The 19,817-nt window shown below is 36.9% G+C and carries 14 protein-coding genes and 1 tRNA gene; 9 read left to right on the top strand and 6 right to left on the bottom strand.

Features of this window, described 5'->3' with window-relative positions; genetic code table 11:
- Positions 1 to 88 precede the first annotated feature (88 nt).
- Positions 89 to 1,606 (top strand): catalase, encoded by a 1,518-nt coding sequence (locus C8N28_RS03965; RefSeq protein WP_132221736.1) that lies wholly within the window; start codon positions 89 to 91, stop codon positions 1,604 to 1,606.
- A 139-nt stretch (positions 1,607 to 1,745) separates the two neighbouring features.
- Complete coding sequence (locus C8N28_RS03960) at positions 1,746 to 2,813, top strand: trans-sulfuration enzyme family protein (protein ID WP_132221734.1); 1,068 nt, start codon at positions 1,746 to 1,748, stop codon at positions 2,811 to 2,813.
- Positions 2,814 to 2,827: 14 nt separating this feature from the next.
- Here the strand turns inward: C8N28_RS03960 and C8N28_RS03955 are convergent, their stop codons facing one another.
- The 6 genes from C8N28_RS03955 to C8N28_RS03930 all read right to left on the bottom strand — a co-directional run bounded on the left by C8N28_RS03955 (position 2,828) and on the right by C8N28_RS03930 (position 11,576).
- The gene (locus C8N28_RS03955) at positions 2,828 to 3,718 is read right to left on the bottom strand and encodes an aldo/keto reductase (protein ID WP_132221732.1); all 891 of its coding nucleotides are present in this window, start codon (positions 3,716 to 3,718) and stop codon (positions 2,828 to 2,830) included.
- Between the two features lie 101 nt (positions 3,719 to 3,819).
- Complete coding sequence (locus tag C8N28_RS03950; RefSeq protein WP_165870297.1) at positions 3,820 to 5,160, bottom strand: sialidase family protein; 1,341 nt, start codon at positions 5,158 to 5,160, stop codon at positions 3,820 to 3,822.
- A 29-nt stretch (positions 5,161 to 5,189) separates the two neighbouring features.
- Positions 5,190 to 7,496, bottom strand: a complete 2,307-nt coding sequence (locus C8N28_RS03945; protein WP_132221728.1) for a TonB-dependent receptor — start codon at positions 7,494 to 7,496, stop codon at positions 5,190 to 5,192.
- A gap of 108 nt (positions 7,497 to 7,604) precedes the next feature.
- Positions 7,605 to 7,994, bottom strand: coding sequence for a hypothetical protein (locus tag C8N28_RS03940; RefSeq protein ID WP_132221726.1), 390 nt, complete (start codon positions 7,992 to 7,994; stop codon positions 7,605 to 7,607).
- 95 nt (positions 7,995 to 8,089) lie between these two features.
- Positions 8,090 to 9,850: an ABC transporter ATP-binding protein gene (locus C8N28_RS03935; protein WP_132221724.1), complete on the bottom strand. Its 1,761-nt coding sequence runs from the start codon at positions 9,848 to 9,850 to the stop codon at positions 8,090 to 8,092.
- Positions 9,840 to 11,576 (bottom strand): ABC transporter ATP-binding protein, encoded by a 1,737-nt coding sequence (locus C8N28_RS03930; RefSeq protein ID WP_132221722.1) that lies wholly within the window; start codon positions 11,574 to 11,576, stop codon positions 9,840 to 9,842. The genes C8N28_RS03935 and C8N28_RS03930 overlap by 11 nt, the downstream gene beginning before the upstream one ends.
- A gap of 135 nt (positions 11,577 to 11,711) precedes the next feature.
- On the opposite strand from C8N28_RS03930, the gene C8N28_RS03925 reads away from it, so the two are divergent.
- From C8N28_RS03925 to C8N28_RS03895, 7 genes are all read left to right on the top strand, one after another.
- Positions 11,712 to 13,487: a glycoside hydrolase family 9 protein gene (locus tag C8N28_RS03925; protein WP_132221720.1), complete on the top strand. Its 1,776-nt coding sequence runs from the start codon at positions 11,712 to 11,714 to the stop codon at positions 13,485 to 13,487.
- A 391-nt stretch (positions 13,488 to 13,878) separates the two neighbouring features.
- A tRNA-Phe gene (locus tag C8N28_RS03920) sits at positions 13,879 to 13,951 on the top strand.
- Positions 13,952 to 14,525: 574 nt separating this feature from the next.
- The gene (locus C8N28_RS03915) at positions 14,526 to 14,852 is read left to right on the top strand and encodes an ArsR/SmtB family transcription factor (protein WP_221410184.1); all 327 of its coding nucleotides are present in this window, start codon (positions 14,526 to 14,528) and stop codon (positions 14,850 to 14,852) included.
- 33 nt (positions 14,853 to 14,885) lie between these two features.
- Positions 14,886 to 15,320 carry an SRPBCC family protein gene (locus tag C8N28_RS03910; protein ID WP_132221718.1) on the top strand — a complete coding sequence of 145 codons (435 nt, stop codon included), beginning with the start codon at positions 14,886 to 14,888 and terminating at the stop codon, positions 15,318 to 15,320.
- Positions 15,321 to 15,409: 89 nt separating this feature from the next.
- Positions 15,410 to 17,080 carry an alkaline phosphatase PafA gene (gene pafA / locus C8N28_RS03905; protein ID WP_132221716.1) on the top strand — a complete coding sequence of 557 codons (1,671 nt, stop codon included), beginning with the start codon at positions 15,410 to 15,412 and terminating at the stop codon, positions 17,078 to 17,080.
- 70 nt (positions 17,081 to 17,150) lie between these two features.
- The gene (locus tag C8N28_RS03900) at positions 17,151 to 18,719 is read left to right on the top strand and encodes an FMN-binding glutamate synthase family protein (RefSeq protein WP_132221714.1); all 1,569 of its coding nucleotides are present in this window, start codon (positions 17,151 to 17,153) and stop codon (positions 18,717 to 18,719) included.
- A gap of 93 nt (positions 18,720 to 18,812) precedes the next feature.
- A complete protein-coding gene (locus C8N28_RS03895; RefSeq protein ID WP_132221712.1) occupies positions 18,813 to 19,787 on the top strand; it encodes a hypothetical protein in 975 nt (324 codons plus the stop codon).
- The last annotated feature ends 30 nt before the right edge of the window (positions 19,788 to 19,817 follow it).

The raw sequence follows: 19,817 nt of genomic DNA, 5'->3' as shown, positions 1-19,817 counted from the left end.
TCGAGTCTTTTTGTGTTTAGTTCATATTCTTAAAAATTGTATATTAGGATCAATATTTATTAATTGTTTAGAAGCTTTTTAGAGAATTATGGAAAAAAGAGATGACAGGTTGACGTCCACCAATGGAAGACCTATTGCGGATAATACAAATGTTCAGACCGCTGGACCCAGAGGTCCCGTTTTATTACAGGATGTTTGGTTTTTGGAAAAATTGGCTCATTTTGATCGTGAAGTAATTCCCGAACGAAGAATGCATGCTAAAGGATCAGGTGCTTATGGCACATTTACTGTTACGCATGATATAACTAAATATTCCAAGGCTAGTTTATTTTCTACAATAGGAAAGCAGACAGATATGTTTGTTCGCTTTTCAACGGTGGCTGGTGAACGCGGCGCAGCCGATGCAGAGCGCGATATAAGAGGCTTTGCGATGAAGTTCTATACCGATGAGGGTAATTGGGATTTGGTAGGTAATAATACGCCGGTGTTCTTCTTTAAGGATCCTTTAAGATTTCCAGATTTAAACCATGCGGTAAAACGCGATCCTAAGACAAACTTACGGAGTGCGAATAATAATTGGGATTTCTGGACATCCGTACCAGAATCTCTGCATCAAGTAACCATAGTAATGAGCGATAGAGGAATCCCTCTGTCGATGCGTTACATGCATGGTTTCGGAAGCCATACCTATAGTATGCTGAATGCAAACAATGAACGTGTATGGGTGAAGTTTCACTTCGTTACGAAGCAAGGAATTGAAAATTTAAGTGATGCCCAAGCTGCTGAGTTGGTTGGTCATGATCGTGAAAGTGCCCAACGAGATCTGTTTTATAGTATTGAGAAAGGTGAATTCCCTCGCTGGGATATGAAGATCCAGGTTATGACAACTGAACAGGCTAAAGCTCATTATCATAATCCTTTTGATTTAACAAAGGTTTGGCCTAAAGGAGAGTTTCCATTAATTGATGTTGGCTTCTTTGAATTGAATAGAAATCCGGAGAATTATTTCGCTGAAGTGGAGCAAGCTGCTTTTAACCCGGCAAATATTGTTGAAGGAATTGGCTTCTCTCCAGATAAGATGCTGCAAGGGCGTTTGTTCTCTTATGGAGATGCTCAACGCTATCGTTTAGGAGTAAATCATAATCTGATTCCCGTTAATCAGGCAAAGTGTCCTGTTAATTCTTTCCACAGAGATGGAGCAATGCGCGTAGATGGAAATTATGGTGCGAAAACACACTATCAGCCTAATAGTTATGGTGCCTGGAATGATACGCCGAGCGCAAAAGAACCAGCATTGCCATTAGAGGGAGATGCTGATAATTGGGATCATTACCAAGATGATAATGATCATTATACACAGCCTGGAAACTTGTTCCGATTAATGACTCCTGAAAAACAGCAATTGTTGTTTGATAACACCGCTCGTGCTATTAATGGAGCCGAAGAGTTCATTAAGATCAGACATGCTCAAAACTGCTATATTGCTGACCCTGCTTATGGAGAAGGAGTTACTAAGGCTATGGGGATCGATATTGATAAGGTTGTAACCAGAGAATTATGCGATTGGTTTAGAGCTAATCCACGATTTATGGTCCAAAAGCCTTAGCTTAAGACTTAATAAAAAAGTAGTTATTGTGAAAAAGAATGACTACTTTTTTTATGGAGATTACTGTGTTTTTTATTCTTTATTCGCATCTTTGAGTATCGGATAAAAGAGTCTGATACAGTCTAATTAATATTAGAACATGAAAATTGAAACTATTGCAATCCATGCAGGAAATCGAGTAGATGCAGCTACCGGGGCAGTTATTGAGCCCATCACATTATCAACAACATATGAGAGAGGAGAAGATGGAGGTTACCCAAGTGGGTATATGTACACGCGTATTGCCAACCCGAATCGTGCTTCTTTAGAGAACGTTCTTTCTAAACTTGAGTATGGGGTAGCTGCCAGTGCTTTTTCTTCTGGAAACGCAGCTGGTGGAGCAGTATTTCAAGCTTTGTTGCCTGGCAGCCATGTCTTGGCACCAACGGATATGTATCATGGTTTGCGTAACTTATTAAATGTAGTATATAAAGGAATTCTGGAAATCGACTATGTAGATATGTCAGATCTCCAAGAAGTGCGAAATTCAATCAAGAAAAACACCAAGTTAATTTGGTTGGAAACACCATCAAATCCACTTTTAAAGCTTAGTGATATTAAAGCAATTACTGATATTGCAAAAGAACATAAAGTAATTGTTTGTTGCGATAATACCTTTGCAACTCCTATTTTCCAAAACCCATTAAAGCTGGGCGCTGATTTGGTGATGCACTCAACCACCAAATATCTGGGCGGACATAGTGATACGCTTGGAGGTGCTTTGGTAACTAAAGAAAAGAATGAATTTTGGGATAGAATACTTAAAGTACAGGAGCTGGCAGGCGCTGTCTTGTCACCTTTTGATTGCTACCTGACTGTGCGTGGCATAAAAACATTGCCCTATCGTATGCGTGGCCATTTAGAAAATGCTAAGCAGCTCACATCGTTTCTAAAATCTAATCCAAAAGTAGAGGAAGTTTTCTATCCGGACTTTGGCGGTATGTTATCGTTTTTGGTAAAAGGAGGAGAGGCAGAGGCTGCTAAAGTGGCTAATTCCACAAAAATATTTACGCAGGCAACGAGCCTTGGTGGTGTTGAAAGTTTGATAGAGCATCGGGCTACAATAGAAGGGCCGAATACAAAGACACCAAGAAATTTGCTGAGGCTTTCAGTTGGTTTAGAGAATATAGAAGATTTAATTGAGGATATTAATTCTGCAATTAACTAATATCCTCAATTGTATTATAAAATACCGCGCGTAGTATTATAGAGTTCGTACCAGTCTTGATGGTCAAGATCGATATTGAATGCATTTGCGATATTCTTGATACGATTCTCATCCCTCGTTCCAATTAATGGGAGAGCACCCAGTTTGATTAGCCATGCTGCGGCAACTGATTCGATATCAGCATTATATTTTAAACTTATTTCTTCCAATTTCTTACGAACCCGGATGGCCTGTTCATCTTGACCGGTTGCAATTCTTCCATCTGCTAACGGAGTAGAAGCTAATGGGCGCATATAACGTTGCTTAATATAATCTACCTGCCCATTATCCATTGCTTTAACATTTAACAGATTTAGCTCAATGTGATTGGTTACAATAGGAATACTTAAATAAGTTGCCAGCAATTGATGTTGAAATACAGAGAAATTGGATACGCCAATGTTTCTGATCTTTCCTGATTTCTTTAGATTTTCTAAGGTTTGGGCAGTTGTTTCAAGGTCCGAAATAGGATCTAAATGATCGAGCAAAAAGATATCAATATAATCTGTTTTTAGTTTCTTAAGAGAAGACTCAACACTTTTTATAATATGATCTCCAGATGTATCGTAGTGACTGATTCTTGTTTCCGGATTATTTGCATTGGGTGTTTTTAACCCACATTTTGTAAATAAAACTACATCGTCTCTTTTTATCGTTTTTTTATGAAGAAGATCTCCAAAGATCTCTTCGCAATGATAAGATCCATAGCTGTCGCCATGATCAAAGGTGTTTATTCCTAAGTCAAGACATAAGTTTACAATTCTTTCCATGGTAGAAGAAATGTTCTCTACCTTATCCCATCTATAAAACCCATAAATAGCTGGAGAAACCTTTGGTCCGGCATCACTCAAGTATATTTTCTGCATGATACAATTCTATATAAGATTATGGGAGCATGATATATTAACTGATCCCGTTAACGAAATTAATAAAATGTGACCATGTTTAAGTATAAATTCTTTAATTGCTAAAATATTCTAGAATAGTTGATTGATGCTTTTCCGTTTTCTTCGTGTATCCAGGCTACAAGTACCTCATTATTAATAGGAGCAATAACTGCATGATGATTGGGTTGTTTTCCATCGGTAACTTTTATCGTTTCAGTTTTATTTCCATTTTCAATTAGCTGAAGAACTATTTGTGCTTTATCAGCCTTTTCCATAGCTGAATGTTCCATAACCATTTCTGTCGTGTCCATGTTCATATCCATACTTGCATTATGCATTTTCATAGATGCATGCGCATTGTTTTCTTCCATTGCATTAGAAGGAGTTACTGCATTTTCTTCATAAACAACTGCTAGCTTATTTTGAGCGAATGTGGCCATTTGAGGATGTCTTCCATTAGCGCTAAGTAAAGAGCGGTTTTTAAAGTCTTCAGATAGATTTGGAGAAGATGTATAATATAAGCCAGCACCTCCGCCAGCAGTAAACCAAACTGCATTAACTTGTTGATTAATTACAGCAAGGCTTGGGCCAGTGTGTGGGCAACCTTCAACTTGCCAGTTATCTGCACTGATTGGTTTTATCGTTGAAAAGGATTCTCCTCCATCGTTTGATGAAAGATATACCATATCTCTAACCTGTTTTCCAAACACACCGCCAGGAAGAGCAATACTTCTGTAAGCGATGTGGATATTACCCATATCATCAGAGAGGATGTCTGTTCTGCAGCATTCGCAGGTGTTTGTATCTAAAAGAGTATCTATTCCAAAGATGTTACCTTCTGTTTTTGCGAAAAACAAGGCAGATCCCTTTTCAGTTGAGCTAAACCTTCCGTCTAACCAAACGGCTGCTACTTCTCCATCCTTAAGTGTTTCTATGTCAAAAAAGCTATGGCTTGTATTTTGTGAAGTATCTGAATGTATAATCTCTTCTGCCGACCAGTTTTTGCCGTTATCTGTAGAAACACTGTAGTAAATTGCTCCTGCGAAAGAGTTTACATGACTTTCAATTTTCTTTCCGAAAACAGCGATTATTGTGCCATCAGCTTTAAAAGCAACCTTCCCCATACTTTCTGGCGAAGTGCTTAAGTCTGCGGAAGTCGGAACCGTTATAATCTCACCAAATGTATTATCGCTTTCATTATATAGCGCATATTTTAATCGATACAGTGAATCTATCGGGTCTTTTGAAGTCCAGCTCATGACTATATTCCCATTCTGATCTTTTGTAAGATATGGGTTAATAGCATCCGCACTTTCATTATCAATGGATTTTATATCCATGCCTTTTTCATTACTCTGCTCGCATGATGCAAGCAGAATAATGAAAAAAGAAGCAACGATTAATTGAATTGTATGTTTCATTTTAACTGTAATTAACATTGTTCTTTTTATTATAATAAATATTTAATACTGAGACCTGCATAGCCATTTCGTTCAGGAGATGGATTGTAATAAGCAGGAGCAGCACCTCCAAAACCAGTAGCATTTAATGAAAGAATAGAACTATACTTTTTATTCAACAGATTGTCTATTCCACCATATATATTTACTACAAACACCTCATTCAGCTGTTTTTTAAATCCTATTTTTGTATTTACAATATGGTAAGATGAGTGATAGTCTGTATTGGCATCATTCAGAGGAGTTTTATCATTATAGAAATAACTACCATAAAAATACAAGCCCAGTTTTGTTTCCAGGTCTAATCCTGCCATAACTACCCAAGGTGCAATACCTGTAAGTTCATTGCCACTATAGTCTGCTATAACTTCATTATCGGCGTTGAGTTTTTTATAATCGTCAAATTTAAAATCTGAGTAAGTTATTGCTGTGAATGGACGCAGACTGGTAATGATATTACTATTTTCTTCATTTAAAAGCTGGTAAGACAGGGCAAGCTCTATACCATTGTGGATAGTTTTTCCCGAATTATTATAGATCGTGATGCCTTGTTGAACTGATTGAGCAATTAATTCGCCTTTCATATCCATTTTGAAAAGAGACAGATCATAAGCCAGTTTTGATTTTAATAAATTACCCTTTGCATTAATTTCATAATTTATGGCTTTTTCTGCCTGAATTTCAGGATTAATAAGTCCGTCTACATTTTTTATTTCTGAACTAGAAGGAGGAGAAAAACCTGAGCTAACACTTGCATGCAGGCTTAATGCCTCACCAAAGTTATGGCTAAGTGCTATCCTGGGTGAAACTTGCGGGTCAAATTTCTTGGTCCCACTCTGTGTTTTATCCAGATAGTTTTTAACGTTATAATTTAAGCTGTTATAACTTAAACCTAAAATAAGATCGGTATTTTCACTTAGTTCTGTGATTGATTGATAGAATAATGAGAAATTATCATTGTTATAGTCAATGGTAGAATTTATAGCACCTTCTGTACCTTGATTGTTTACAAATTGAGATCCTTTGGTAATTCCGTTATTGAATTCTGCACCAAGAGTGAACTGGGTTGGAAGAATAGCAAAATTTGGTTCGTAAGTAAAACGAGTTCTACCTCCGTAGCTTTGATAGTAATTTCTCAGATAAGCATAGGGTAGAGGATGATCCAAATCATAGAAATAGGTAAAAACACTGCTGCTATTAGAGAATTGATCATTGAATTGATAGCGTTGGCCTAGACCAATCCGCGTCCAGTTTTGATACCTTCCTGCTTGTTTATCTAAGTTTGAAGCGTTTGCTTGAGTCGGATCGGTATTAACCTGATCTAAGGTCAAGCCGCCCGGTATTTGCGAATGTTGAGTTGTCCGATTTAAAAGTACGGTTATAATACGCTTGTCGCTCGGGAAAAATTGAAAGTTAGCAGTCATGAAACGGCGCATATCGCTGCTATGTTCTCTATAGCCATCATATTCTTGCCATCCTACAGATACATAGCTATTCATTTTATCACCACCATTTCTATAAGTTGTGGCAAAGCGATGCAAATTATAAGAACCTACTTGGCCGCTTAGTTCAATGCTTTGTTCCTGATAAGGAGAGCGCTGCAATTGAAAATTAATAACACCACCTACACCTGCTCCGTAAATGCTGGATGCCGGGCCCTTAATTATTTCAGCCCGTCCAATACTGTTCATATCCAAAGCTTCTATACGCGTTGTTCCATCTGCTTCAGTAACTGGAATTTCGTTAACGTATATTTTAATATTCCGGATTCCATAGCTTGCACGAACCCCGTTTCCTCTGATAGATATTCTTGCTTCAGAAAGAGTACTCTGTTCCATTTTAACACCCGGAATTGAATTCAGAGCCGGTTGTATAGAAAGACCATTTCCTCTTTCTATGTTTTTTGTAGTAATTAACCCAATTGAGCCAGCAGTTTCTTTATTGCTTCTGCCTTCATTAAATCCGGTTACCCGAACCTCATTTAAGTTAATTGCATCTTCATCCAATTGAATATTGAGGTCATTATTATTTTGATTGATTTTAACCCATTGAGTTTTGTATCCAAGCATAGCAACCTGAATAAGGCTGTCGGGTGAATTTAAGTTGATCTTAAAATAACCACCTTGCTCTGACTGAGAGAGCAATGCCTCTGCTTGATTTTTGATTGTAACTCCAACCAATGGCTGGCGCGTCTGCGAGTCATAAATATGTCCGGTAATGGTTCCATCTTGTGCATTTGCTGAAATAGAAAGCACCACGAAAACCATCAACAGATAATAGTATCTGAAAGATTTCATTAAGTTAATATTGAAGGATTTTATATCCTAAGCATGAAATTATAGGTCATAGCCCACCTATATAATAATATAAGCTTCTTATGAATTAATAATGCGGACAAATGAAATTTATCCTATTAAGATGCTTGAGTTGATCTTTGGAGGGTGGAAGATTGTTGCTGGCTGTACCGGAAGATCGAAAGGCATTTCCGTAGCCGTAAAGGTCTCTACATACGTAAAGGGAGTTATTAAAACAACCTTTTGAGTAATGAAAGCTTCTTGATAGTTACCTTTCTTTTGATCTTGTGTATTATTTTTCTCCTTTTCCTGAGCTTGTTGAATTTTCTTTGCCAAATAACACTGTCCGTTACAATGTAATTCAGGCATGTCTATATTCTCACAAAGTGTTGAAGAAATATAATCGCGGTTAAGTTCGAAGCCAGCATAGATAAAAAATCTACTAAAGCTAGATGTTACTAGCGTTAAGATAAGTATGAAAGCAATCTGCCTCTTGAACATGTAACAAATGTAAAGCTAAATTGAATACAAGGGTAATTAATTTGATATTTTTTTGAAAATTTATATAGAAATTGAATTAAGCAGACAATTATGAATTAACTACTTCTTTTTCCATGCATTAATCTATCAACAGCTTCATTAAAAGAGCCTGCAAGCGTTACTTCTCCCGAATTAATGAAAAATATCTCATCCGCATTCTCTATTGTATTCAAACGGTGGGCAATAATAACCCGCGTTGTGCTTTCGGGTAGTTTTTTTAATATTTTCTCTAATAATTGCTCCGTTACGGTATCAATATTAGCTGTGGCTTCATCCAGGATCAGTATTTCAGGGTTTCTTAAAACAGCACGCATAAATGCAATTACTTGTCGCTGCCCTAAGCTAATGCTATCTCCACTTGAAAGAACTTTAGTTTCAAGGCCGCTTTCAAAAATAGCTAGTAACTCTCCCAGTCCCGAAGTCTGTATTAATTCAGTTAGTTGCTCGCTGTTATAATTCGAGTAAGTCTCGTTTCCATAAAGAATATTGTCTTGTATGGTGTCTGTAAATAGAAAAGGTTCCTGCAAGATAAAACCAATTTTTTGTGAGCGCTCATCGGGCTTATATGATCTTATATCTTTACCGTCAAGAAGAACACTTCCTTCTGTAGGATCATATAAACGTGCCATTAATGATGCAGTGGTAGTTTTTCCTCCTCCGGTTGGGCCAACCAAAGCATAGGTTTTACCACGTTCTAATTTCAGATTGATATCATGTAAGATTTCTTTTCCATTCGGATAAGCGAAAGAAACGTTTCTAAATTCTAATAAAGCAGCTGAAGGTTCTTTAACGTTACTATCAGAAATAGCTAAATTGCTTTCTAAAGACAGTATTTGAGAAATCCGATCCCAACCTGCCATGGCTACTTGAAATGTTGACCAAAGTGAAGCCAGTTGCCTTAAAGGGTTATATAAATTGACAGCGTAAGAAAGGTAACTTACCAATAAACCGATTGTAAATTCACCAATAGAAATTAAATAAATACCATAAGCCAATACAATTAGCTGGGCAAGGCTTGAGAATAAACCATAAACGGGCAAGAATATATTATTAGCCAAACCAGCTCCGATGGCAGCATTATAGTTCTCCTGATTGGTCTCTTTAAAACGTTTTCGAAAGTAATCCCGACGGTTAAAAGCGATGATAACCTTAAAGTTGTTAAGGCTTTCTTGTATTTCTGCACTCATGCCACCAATGCTCTTTAAGGTAGCCGCATTTTTCCTTTTTACCCAGGGAGATACAAGCTGAGTGAAAATTAATATCAATACAGCGGGAACAAGTGTAGCTAAACCCAGTTTGAAATTAATTGATAGCAAGAATATACTTGCCCCGGTCATTAAAGCAATGCTACTGATAAATTGCATCAACGACTGAGAGAAAAACTGGTTTAGCTTATCGGTATCGTTGTTAACGCGCGAGATAAGGTCACCGGCTTTATTCTGATTGAAAAAAGCAACTGGCAATAATTGCAGTTTATTGAAAATAGCATTTCGCAGTGTATATAATAAACGCTGACCAATACTTCCCATTAATGTAGTTTGTAAGTATTTGGTGAATAGGGCACCAATGTACATGGCCAATAAAATCCCCGAAAAAACCAATACTCCATGAAAGTCCTTCGTTACTACATATTTATCAATGGTATGACCGATTATAAAAGGGCCAAGAAGATTAAGAGTAGCATCTGTCAGGATCGTGAAGAATGCTATGATCAGGTTCTTCCTCTCATGCGCTATTAATTTAAAAAGATCTTTAAGCCCGGCGTATGTCGACTTCTTTTTCTCTTGTTCAAAAAGTTCGTTCAGATTATAATTCATAGTTGCTGGTGCTTTTTTGTGAATTAGAAATCTGAATATATTCCGGGCAAGAATTCATTAGTTCCTGATGCGTGCCTGTAGCAATTATTTCACCCTCCATTAATAAAATAATCTGATCGTATTTTTCTATTGATGAAATTTTCTGGGTTACAGATATTAAAGTTAAATCCGGATAGTTACTTTGAATGTTTGATAATATTTTGCTTTCGGTCTTATTGTCTACCCTGGCAGTAAAATCATCAAGCAATAGTATTTTTGGATTTACTGCTAAAGCGCGAGCAAGCATGATTCTTTGTTTTTGCCCTCCCGAAAGGCTTGATCCCCGTTCAGAAACAATTGTATTTAATTGATCAGGAAGTTCGTCAATGAAATTATTTAGTTCTGCAGTATCAATTGCCTTTTTCAAGGATTCATCAGTTACCGTATCACTAAAAGCGATATTCTCGCGGATACTCATGTTAAAGATAATACTATCCTGAAAAACAAAGCCTACCTGGCTATGGAAAGCTTCTGAATGATACTCATCAATGCGATGATTATCAAACTCAATTGTTCCTGATTCAGGTTGTATTAAGCCTGTAAGTAAATACAGGAGCTGTGTTTTGCCTGCTGCTGTAGGTCCAATAATTGCAGTTTTTGATCCCGGTTTAATCGAAAAAGAAACATTCTTTAAAGCAGGTTTCTGACCATAACTAACATTAACAGCATGAAGTTCAATCTTTCCTTTTAAAGCGCTGGTTATTGAACCTGTTTCTTCTAAGGGCTTGGTTTCAATAATATTGCTGATACGTTCATAAGAAGCACTGGCTTGCGCTATAACATTACTCATAAAGCCAATAACGAGTATTGGGAAAATTAGAAGGGCCAAATAACTATTAAACGCAGCGAAATCTCCCAAACTCATACTGCCATTAATTACAAATTTACCTCCCAGCAATAGAATTGCCAATCCGGCCAGGTTAGCTGTAAAAATAATTATGGGAATAAGTCCTGCAAAAAGTCGAAGTATTGCCAGTCCAAAATCTTTGGCCTTTGTATTTGCTTCTAAAAACTTATCGTATTCTAACTGTTGCGAATTAATTACACGAATAATTGCAGAACCCAAAATACTTTCACTAATAACTTTATTAAGCCAGTCGATAACCGCTCTGCTTTGAATGAATAATGATCTCACTTTTCCGAGTACCAGATAAAATGTAATTCCAAGAATCGGGATGATAGCGAGAACAACTAAAGCAAGTTTCCAGTCGATTGAAAGTAATAGAATACTTGCTCCAACAATGATAAACAGCGATGAAGCCAAGGATACAATGGCCTGAGATACGAACAGTTTAATCGAATCAATATCGGCTGTTAAATTGGTTAATAATTTCGATGGATTGGCAGTTTCAATATACTCAAAGCTTTGTTCAGATATTCTATCAGAAAGTTTTGCTCGTAAATCACGTGCTACCATTTCAGATGCATAGGTTTGAATAACGCTTTGTAAATAGGTGAAGATGAATATAATGACGATAATAATCATGAATTGTATAATTAGCGATCGGAATACAAAGGTTCCGTTTTCATACGCATCTATACCATCCCCAATGATTTTAGGTATCCATAAATTTAAGGCATTGCTGAGTAATGCGAACAATATCAGCAGAAAGATCATTCCTGAGTAAGGCTTTAGTAGTTTAAAAATACTTGAGTTTCCTTTTTTCTTGCTTCTATCTTGATCCATCTTATTATTTCAGACGCTCCCTCTCAGACTTTCTTTCTGATATTTTTGTTACAATTGAGGATACAAATATAAACGGATGTTTGTTTTTTTAGTTATTTTGTCCAATATTTTTAATTGATACTTACCTCTTTACATATGAAAAACCGTATAAGCCTAATTCTTAAAACTTGTTGCCTATTTTTATTATTCTGTTCTGTAGCCTACTCGCAAGAAAAGGGTGGTCAGGTATCAGAAAGTATACGGCTAAATCAATTGGGTTTTTACCCTAATGCACCTAAATTCGCCATTATTACATCACCCAATGTTTCTACCTATAGCTTGTTAACGAGCGATAGAAGTAAAACGGTATTAACCGCATTTAAGTTAAAAGAATCAGCAGATACAGCTTTAAATGGGAATAAAACCTTCATAGCCGATTTTTCATTCTTTAAAAGCCCCGGAGATTATGTGCTTTATGTAGATGGATTGGGGTATTCTTATCCCTTCTCTATTAAAGATTCGGTTAATAACGGACTGGCCAAAGCTACCATAAAAGCCTTTTATTTTCAGCGTGTATCTACAGCCTTGCCAGAAGAGTTTGCAGGTAAATGGCATCGAACAACCGGACATCCGGATAATAAAGTGTTAATTCATCCCTCGGCTGCTACCACAACTCGTCCGGCAGGAACAATCATAAATGCTTCTCGAGGATGGTATGATGCAGGCGATTATAATAAATACATTGTCAATTCTGGTATTACGACCGGCACATTGCTTTCCATTTATGAAGATTTCCCTGACTATGTTAAGGATTTAAACCTATCTATTCCAGAGAGTACGAATAAAGCTCCTGATTTGCTAGATGAAATTCTTTGGAATGTACGCTGGATGCTAACTATGCAAGATCCTGAAGATGGTGGAGTCTATCATAAACTTACCAACGCTTCTTTTGATGGAATGGTTATGCCGGGAGTAACCAAAGACCCTCGCTATGCTGTACAAAAAGGAACCGCAGCTACGCTTGATTTTGCTGCAGTATTAGCCCAGGCAAGTCGTGTTTTTAAAGAATATAATGTTGAGTTTCCCGGATTAGCAGACTCCTGCTATAAGGCATCGCTTGCTGCTTGGAACTGGGCACAAAAGAATCCGAATGTTGCCTACAATCAAGATGAGATGAATACTAAATATGAGCCTAAGGTAACAACAGGTGCTTATGGTGATAGAAATTTTACCGATGAATTTATCTGGGCAGCGTCTGAGCTTTCTGTTACAACCGGTGATGGACAATATTTAAAAATGCTGAATATATTTCCTGACAATTCAATGCCGTTGCCTACCTGGTCAAATGTTCGGCTATTGGGTTATTATACGCTGGCTAGAAATGAAAAACTATTAGATAGTATCGCTCCTGAATATTTTACAATGCTTAAGAATCGTATTATTAATATGGCAGATTCTTATATAGCAGGTGTTAGTGGAAGTGCCTATCAAACAGTTATGGGTAAAAGTCGTCGTGATTTTAACTGGGGAAGTAACTCAAACGCGGCAAATCAAGGTATCGCTTTGATTCAGGCTTATCGCTTAACCGGCTATAAAGAATATTTGAGATATGCTCTGGCTAATCTTGATTATTTATTAGGTCGTAATGCTACTGGTTATTCATATGTTACAGGGTTGGGGTCTAAAACACCGATGTTTCCACATCACCGCCCTTCTGTTGCAGATGGAGTTAAAGAACCGATTTCTGGTATGTTAGTTGGTGGTCCAAATCCTGGAGAGCAAGATGGTGTAGCATTGCCAAGCTCTGTCCCGAGCGAAGCTTACGCGGATGTTTCAGAATCTTATGCAACCAATGAAATCGCGATAAATTGGAATGCTCCGATTGCTTACCTTTCTGTTGCTTTAGAAGCTTTGCAAGATGAGTTTTATTAAAAATTAAAGGAAACTTTCAGCAGAGCCATTCTGCCTCGGATAGCATATTGATTGATAACACTTGCATTAGCATTACTCATAAGAATGCCTTGCTTTATATATTAGATTACCTTCATAATACTTCTTCCGTTGTATCTGCGTTAAAACACGCAAAAAAACGCAGACACAACGAAGATATCAGATGGGAGTAGAAGAGCATGTAAAGCAAGTCTAATACAAAGTAGTTGTATTGTGTATTAAGGCGTATTATTGATGAAAATTAAGACACTCATAGTCAACAAGAAACCTTCTTGATTGGAATTAATTCCAAATTTATTAGAAAAAAGTTTCCAAAAATGAAAAAAGAAGCTACATTTGCATTCCTCAAACGAAGAAATATTCTTTTGTTTAGGGTGCCATAGCTCAGTTGGTAGAGCAAAGGACTGAAAATCCTTGTGTCGCTGGTTCGATTCCAGCTGGCACCACACAAAAAGCCTTCTACATCATGTAGAAGGCTTTTCTCGTTTATATATTGTCGGTTTCAATCCGAAATATCCACTTATTTATCCTATGGCACGATAATTGGACGTTACAACTCAGGAGTGGTTATTCTCTAAAGAGAAAACTTATAGCCCTCCCAGATAAATCAAAGGAGAAGCTATAAAATTTCTAACAAAAACATAGTAAATAAACGCTTCTTCTTTGAATTTTGCAAATTATTTAACGAATATTTAACAAATTTGCATTGATCATTGTGTTGTTTAATCTCTTGAAATCTTCCTGTCCGATATATAATAATCATCGATTTTCATGAATTTGTTGTAAAACAGTAATCGTTTGGTCGATTATGATGTTGAATTGAACTATCCTCTTTTGTTTATTGCAGGAATCGGAAATAATACTTTTTTCTCTTTCTTAAAGGTGTAGTCGCTACTGCTAATAGCTGCCTTTTGCACAATCTTGTTTGTAGAGTGTCTTCAACAGCCATGAAAAAAAAGTGTAAAAAATATTGGGTAACCAAATGGTTTCGTATATATTTGTAATCATGATTTAATATAGATGGAATTGAGAAGAGACGTATTTCAGGCAATATCTGATCCGACAAGGCGAGACATTATTGATTTGCTTAGTAGCCAATCGCTAAACTTAAATGCCGTTGCTGGACATTTCAGCGTTAGCCGTCCGGCCATTTCGAAACATATTAAGATTCTTACTGAATGTGGGTTGATCATTGTCCGGCAGGAAGGGAGGGAGCGTTATTGTAGGACAGACCTGCAAAAACTGAAAGAGGTAGATGAGTGGCTTGAACGCTATAGAAAGTTTTGGAATCATAAACTTGATGCCTTGGAAGATTTTTTGGAACACCAAAACGACAAAACTATTTGATAACAATATTCTGCAAACCTAAAAACCAATATTATGGAAACAAAACCATTGATTGTAGAACGCATTTATAATGCATCCATTCAAAAAGTCTGGAAAGCCATTACCGACAAGGATCAGATGAAAGAATGGTATTTTGCACTTAAGGAATTTAAACCTGAAAAAGGATTTAAATTTCAGTTCACCGGCGGAGATGAAAACGTGCAATATCTTCATGAATGTGAAGTGATTTTCGTAGATCCACCGCATAAGCTCAGTTACAGCTGGACCTATCCTGAACATAACAATGGATATTCAGTGGTTACCTGGGAGCTTTTTGAAGAGGGAGAACAAAAGACAAGGTTAAGATTAAGCCATGAAGGACTTGAGAGCTTTCCTAAAGATAATCCTAATTTTGCTATTACAAGCTTTACAGAGGGTTGGAATTTTATACTTGGGGAGTCATTGAAAAATTATGTAGAGAAGCATTAAAAACTTTTAAAGTTCTCATTATGTCTGAGCGCAATAGGGAAATTAGGAGTAATTTCGTAGCTTCGTTTTTGTAAAAACCTTAAAACATTATGAGAAAATATGTACCCTATAGTTTCGTAGCAATTGCAGTTGCGTTAATCTTATTTAGCTCTGTTTCCTTTGCTCAGAATAATAATGGAGATTCAGGAAAACTACCACGACCAAAGTTAGTGGTGGGAATTGTAGTTGATCAAATGCGCTGGGATTATCTGTATCGTTATTATGACCGATACGGTAGCGATGGCTTTAAGAGGATGATTAACCAGGGTTTTAGTGCTGATAACACTAACATTGACTATGTGCCGACTGTAACTGCGATTGGTCATACAACAATTTATACAGGTTCTGTACCTTCCATACATGGAATAGCAGGGAATGATTTTATTATAAATGCTACTGGTGAAACCATGTATTGTACAGAAGATAGTACAGTTAGTACAGTTGGAAGTACCTCTAATGCAGGGGAGATGTCGCCAAGGAATTTGTTAGCAAGCACAATAACTGATGAGTTGAAGTTAGCCACTAATTTCAGATCGAAAGTGATTGGTGTAGCAATTAAAGATAGGGGAAGTATTTTGCCTGCAGGACATGCTGCAGATGCTGCTTATTGGTTTGATGGGGAGACCGGAAATTTCATTACTTCGACCTATTATATGGATAAGCTGCCTTCGTGGGTTGATGGTTTTAATAAACAAAAGTTAGTAGAGAAATATTTGAATCAAGGCTGGGAAACTTTATATCCTATTAGTAGCTATATACAAAGTTCTGCTGATGATAATAGATATGAAGGTAAGTTTAGTGTATCAGAGAAACCTGTTTTCCCTGTTAATACTGCCGAGCTGTATAAGAAGAGTGGAGCAGGAGCTATTCGTACTTCACCTTATGGAAATACATTAAGCTTTGATATGGCAAAAGCCGCCGTTGAGAATGAAAAATTAGGTCAGGGTGTTGTAACTGATTTTCTGGCTTTGAGTCTTTCATCGACTGATTATGTGGGTCATCAATTTGGACCCAATGCAATTGAGGTTGAAGATACCTATTTGAGATTAGATAAAGAACTGGCAAGCTTTTTTAAATATCTGGATGAGAAAGTGGGTGCAGGAGAGTATACGGTGTTTTTATCTGCAGATCATGGTGGTGCGCATAATGTAAGTTTCTTAAAGGACAACAATATACCTGCCGGAGCTTGGGGATCAGGTAAGATATTAACTGAATTAAATAAGGTGCTTCAAGCTAAGTTTGGAGAAGAAAAACTGATAATAAGTCTGTTAAATTACCAAGGACATCTTAACTATAAAGTGATTGAAGAGAAGGGTTTAGACATGGAAGCTATTAAATTAGCAGCTATTGATTTCTTGAGAAAGCAAGAAGGAGTAACCTATGTTGTGGATATGGATAAAGTTCAAACGGCATCAATTCCAAAAGTTATTCGTGAACGGATAATTAATGGTTACAATTATGATAGGAGTGGTAATATTCAGGTTATTTTAGATCCTGCCTGGTATAGTAGTGGTTCTGCAAACCCAACAGGAACTAGTCACTCAGCTTGGAATCCATACGATGCTCATATTCCTTTGATATTTATGGGATGGGGGGTTAATCATGGAAAAACGGACAGGCCGACCCATATGACTGATATTGCAGCAACCATTGCAGCTATATTGAAAATTCAGCAGCCGAATGGCTCTATTGGTATTCCAATTTCGGAGGCAATAAAGTAATAATTCCGGATGTTATTTCGTTGGATTATGTCAAAGGCAGATATCCAAATGTTTTAAATCTATACTTAAAATGAGAAACCTCTTTCTTTATACAGCAATTCCAATTGTGGTTTTGTTACTGATTTTTACTGGATTTTACCCTGGTTTAATATGGTTAACATTAATTGCTCTGGCTATATTGGGATTGGGTATTTATAACCTGATTCAGGATAAGCATGCTATTTTAAAGAACTTCCCTGTTATAGGTTATTTGCGTTACTTTTTTGAGTTTATTTCTCCGGAGCTCCAACAATATTTTATTGAAAGAAACACAGATGGAAAGCCCTTCTCCCGTAATTTACGGTCTGTTGCCTATCAGCGTGCAAAGAATATAGAATCGACATCGCCGTTTGGTACTCAACTTGAGCTTAATCACCGTAATTATGAAGGTTTTCGGCATTCAATCTATCCGGTTGATATCGTTGAAGAATTGCCGCGAATAATAATTGGAGGTAAAGATTGCAAGCAGCCTTATAATGCTTCCCGGTTAAATATTTCTGCTATGAGCTATGGTTCTTTAAGTTCTAATGCTATTATGGCTTTGAATAAGGGAGCTTTGAGAGGGAATTTTTATCACAATACAGGAGAAGGTGGCATTTCTGATTACCATATGCAAGGTGGTGATCTGGTATGGCAAATTGGAACCGGTTATTTTGGGTGTCGGACAGAGAATGGCAGTTTTAGTCCGGAAAGGTTTCGTGAAAAAGCACTTTGGAAAGAAGTGAAAATGATTGAATTGAAACTATCACAGGGCGCAAAACCAGGCCATGGAGGTATTTTGCCGGCTGTTAAGAATACAGAGGAGGTTGCAAAGATAAGAGGCCTGATACCTAATACTTTGGTGCTTTCTCCTCAACATCATAGTGCTTTTTCTAATGCCATGGAGCTTATTCAATTTATCGGAACTTTACGCGAGCTATCAGATGGTAAGCCGGTAGGTTTTAAACTTTGTATAGGAAGAACTGATGAGTTCATTGAACTTTGTGAAGCCATGAATCTGTTAAATATTTATCCTGATTTTATAACAGTTGATGGCGCAGAAGGAGGTACAGGTGCAGCTCCTTTAGAATTTGCTGATGCTGTTGGTGTTCCTTTAGAACCTGCATTGATCTTTGTTCACCAGTCATTGGAAAAATATGGAATAAGGGATAAGCTCAGGATTATTTGCAGTGGTAAAGTTCTATCGGCTGCTTCTTTTCTAAAAATGCTTGCGTTGGGAGCTGATTTGTGTAATAGTGCTCGTGGGTTTATGTTTTCTTTGGGATGTATTCAAGCACTAAGATGCAATACGAATGATTGTCCGACAGGTGTTGCAACGCAAGATAAAATGCTTGTAAAAGGACTGGCGGTAACTGAAAAGAAGGATCGTGTTTATTATTTTCATCGTAATACTTTACTCGCAGCAATGGAATTACTAGCTGCCTGTGGCAAGAAGAGTTTTGATGATATTAGTATGGATATCTTTATGCGAGGTGATGAGTTTATGCATTTATCAGATATTTATTTTCCGAATTATTTGGATGATTTCACAAAAATAAGGACTGAGGAATCAACATTTAAACGCGTAGGAGATCGACCTGATGAACAAAGAAGTAATTGATTATAAGAGGTAGTAAATCACTGTAAGTATCAGATTTATTAATTAAATTTGACTGGTTCATCGATTTATATTAAGATAAATATTTTTGCAATTATGATATCTAAAGAAGAGATTATTGAGAAAGTTGGAGTGTTATTAAAGGAGCTTAGTGATAAGTTCGATTATATTTCAGACCCTGATAAGGATGTGAATCCTCTTGAGTTTCAACTTTTTGAAATAAACGCTGCTTACTTTGCTGAACATGCAAATCTCCTTCGCAAACTTGAAGACGAGGAAGCTAGAAAGTATGCTGAGGCTGAGGAATCGGCAAGGCATGAACAAAGTCAAGAGGTTCATGAAAGAGAGGTGGAAGAGGTAGAGCATACGCAATTGAAAGATATAGAACATATTCCTATTGTTGAAAAAGAAGTAGCTGCCGAAAGGGAAGAAGAGACAGCGTTGGAAGAAAAACCGGCAGAGGAAAGACTTGTTGAGCCTATTATTTTCACTCCTGCATCAAGTAGTGAATCTGTAGGAGAAGAAGCCTTAGATTCTCAAGAAACTGTTGAGGAAATTGTAGAGGAAGATAATAATGTATTTAGCAGTGAAAGTAACACGGTTAGTAAGCAAGAAGAAGAGATAGATAAACCTCAATATCAAGAAGAGCCTGTTCCTGAAAGGAAAGTGGAAACTGAACCTATCTCTGAGCCTGTTAAAGAAATTACTCATGAAGTTGTAATTGAAGAGAAAACTTTAAATATTCATAGTGAGCGCCCGATGAGTTTAAATGATCGACTTTCTGAGCAAAGAAAGGCTTTGGATTCAGAGAAAAAGCACTTAGAGTCGCCACGCAGGATCAAGGATATTAAATCAGGAATAAATTTGAATGATAAACTGTTGTTTATTAAAGATTTATTTAACGGTTATAGCCTTGCATACAGCGAAGCAATCGAATTGTTGAATAGGTTTGAAAGCTTTGAAGATGCTGACCGCTTTCTGAAAAGTAATTATGCGCAGAAGAATAGTTGGGATACAAAACAAGCTAGTGTAGACAAATTATACGCTATATTAAGACAACGATATGGCTAGTTATAGCTGTATTGTTGGAGTATAAGCTTG

This window comes from Albibacterium bauzanense (assembly GCF_004339765.1).
Taxonomy (GTDB): domain Bacteria; phylum Bacteroidota; class Bacteroidia; order Sphingobacteriales; family Sphingobacteriaceae; genus Albibacterium; species Albibacterium bauzanense.
The sequence above is the reverse complement of the archived record's forward strand: the minus strand, read 5'-3'. Positions and strand labels throughout refer to the sequence as shown.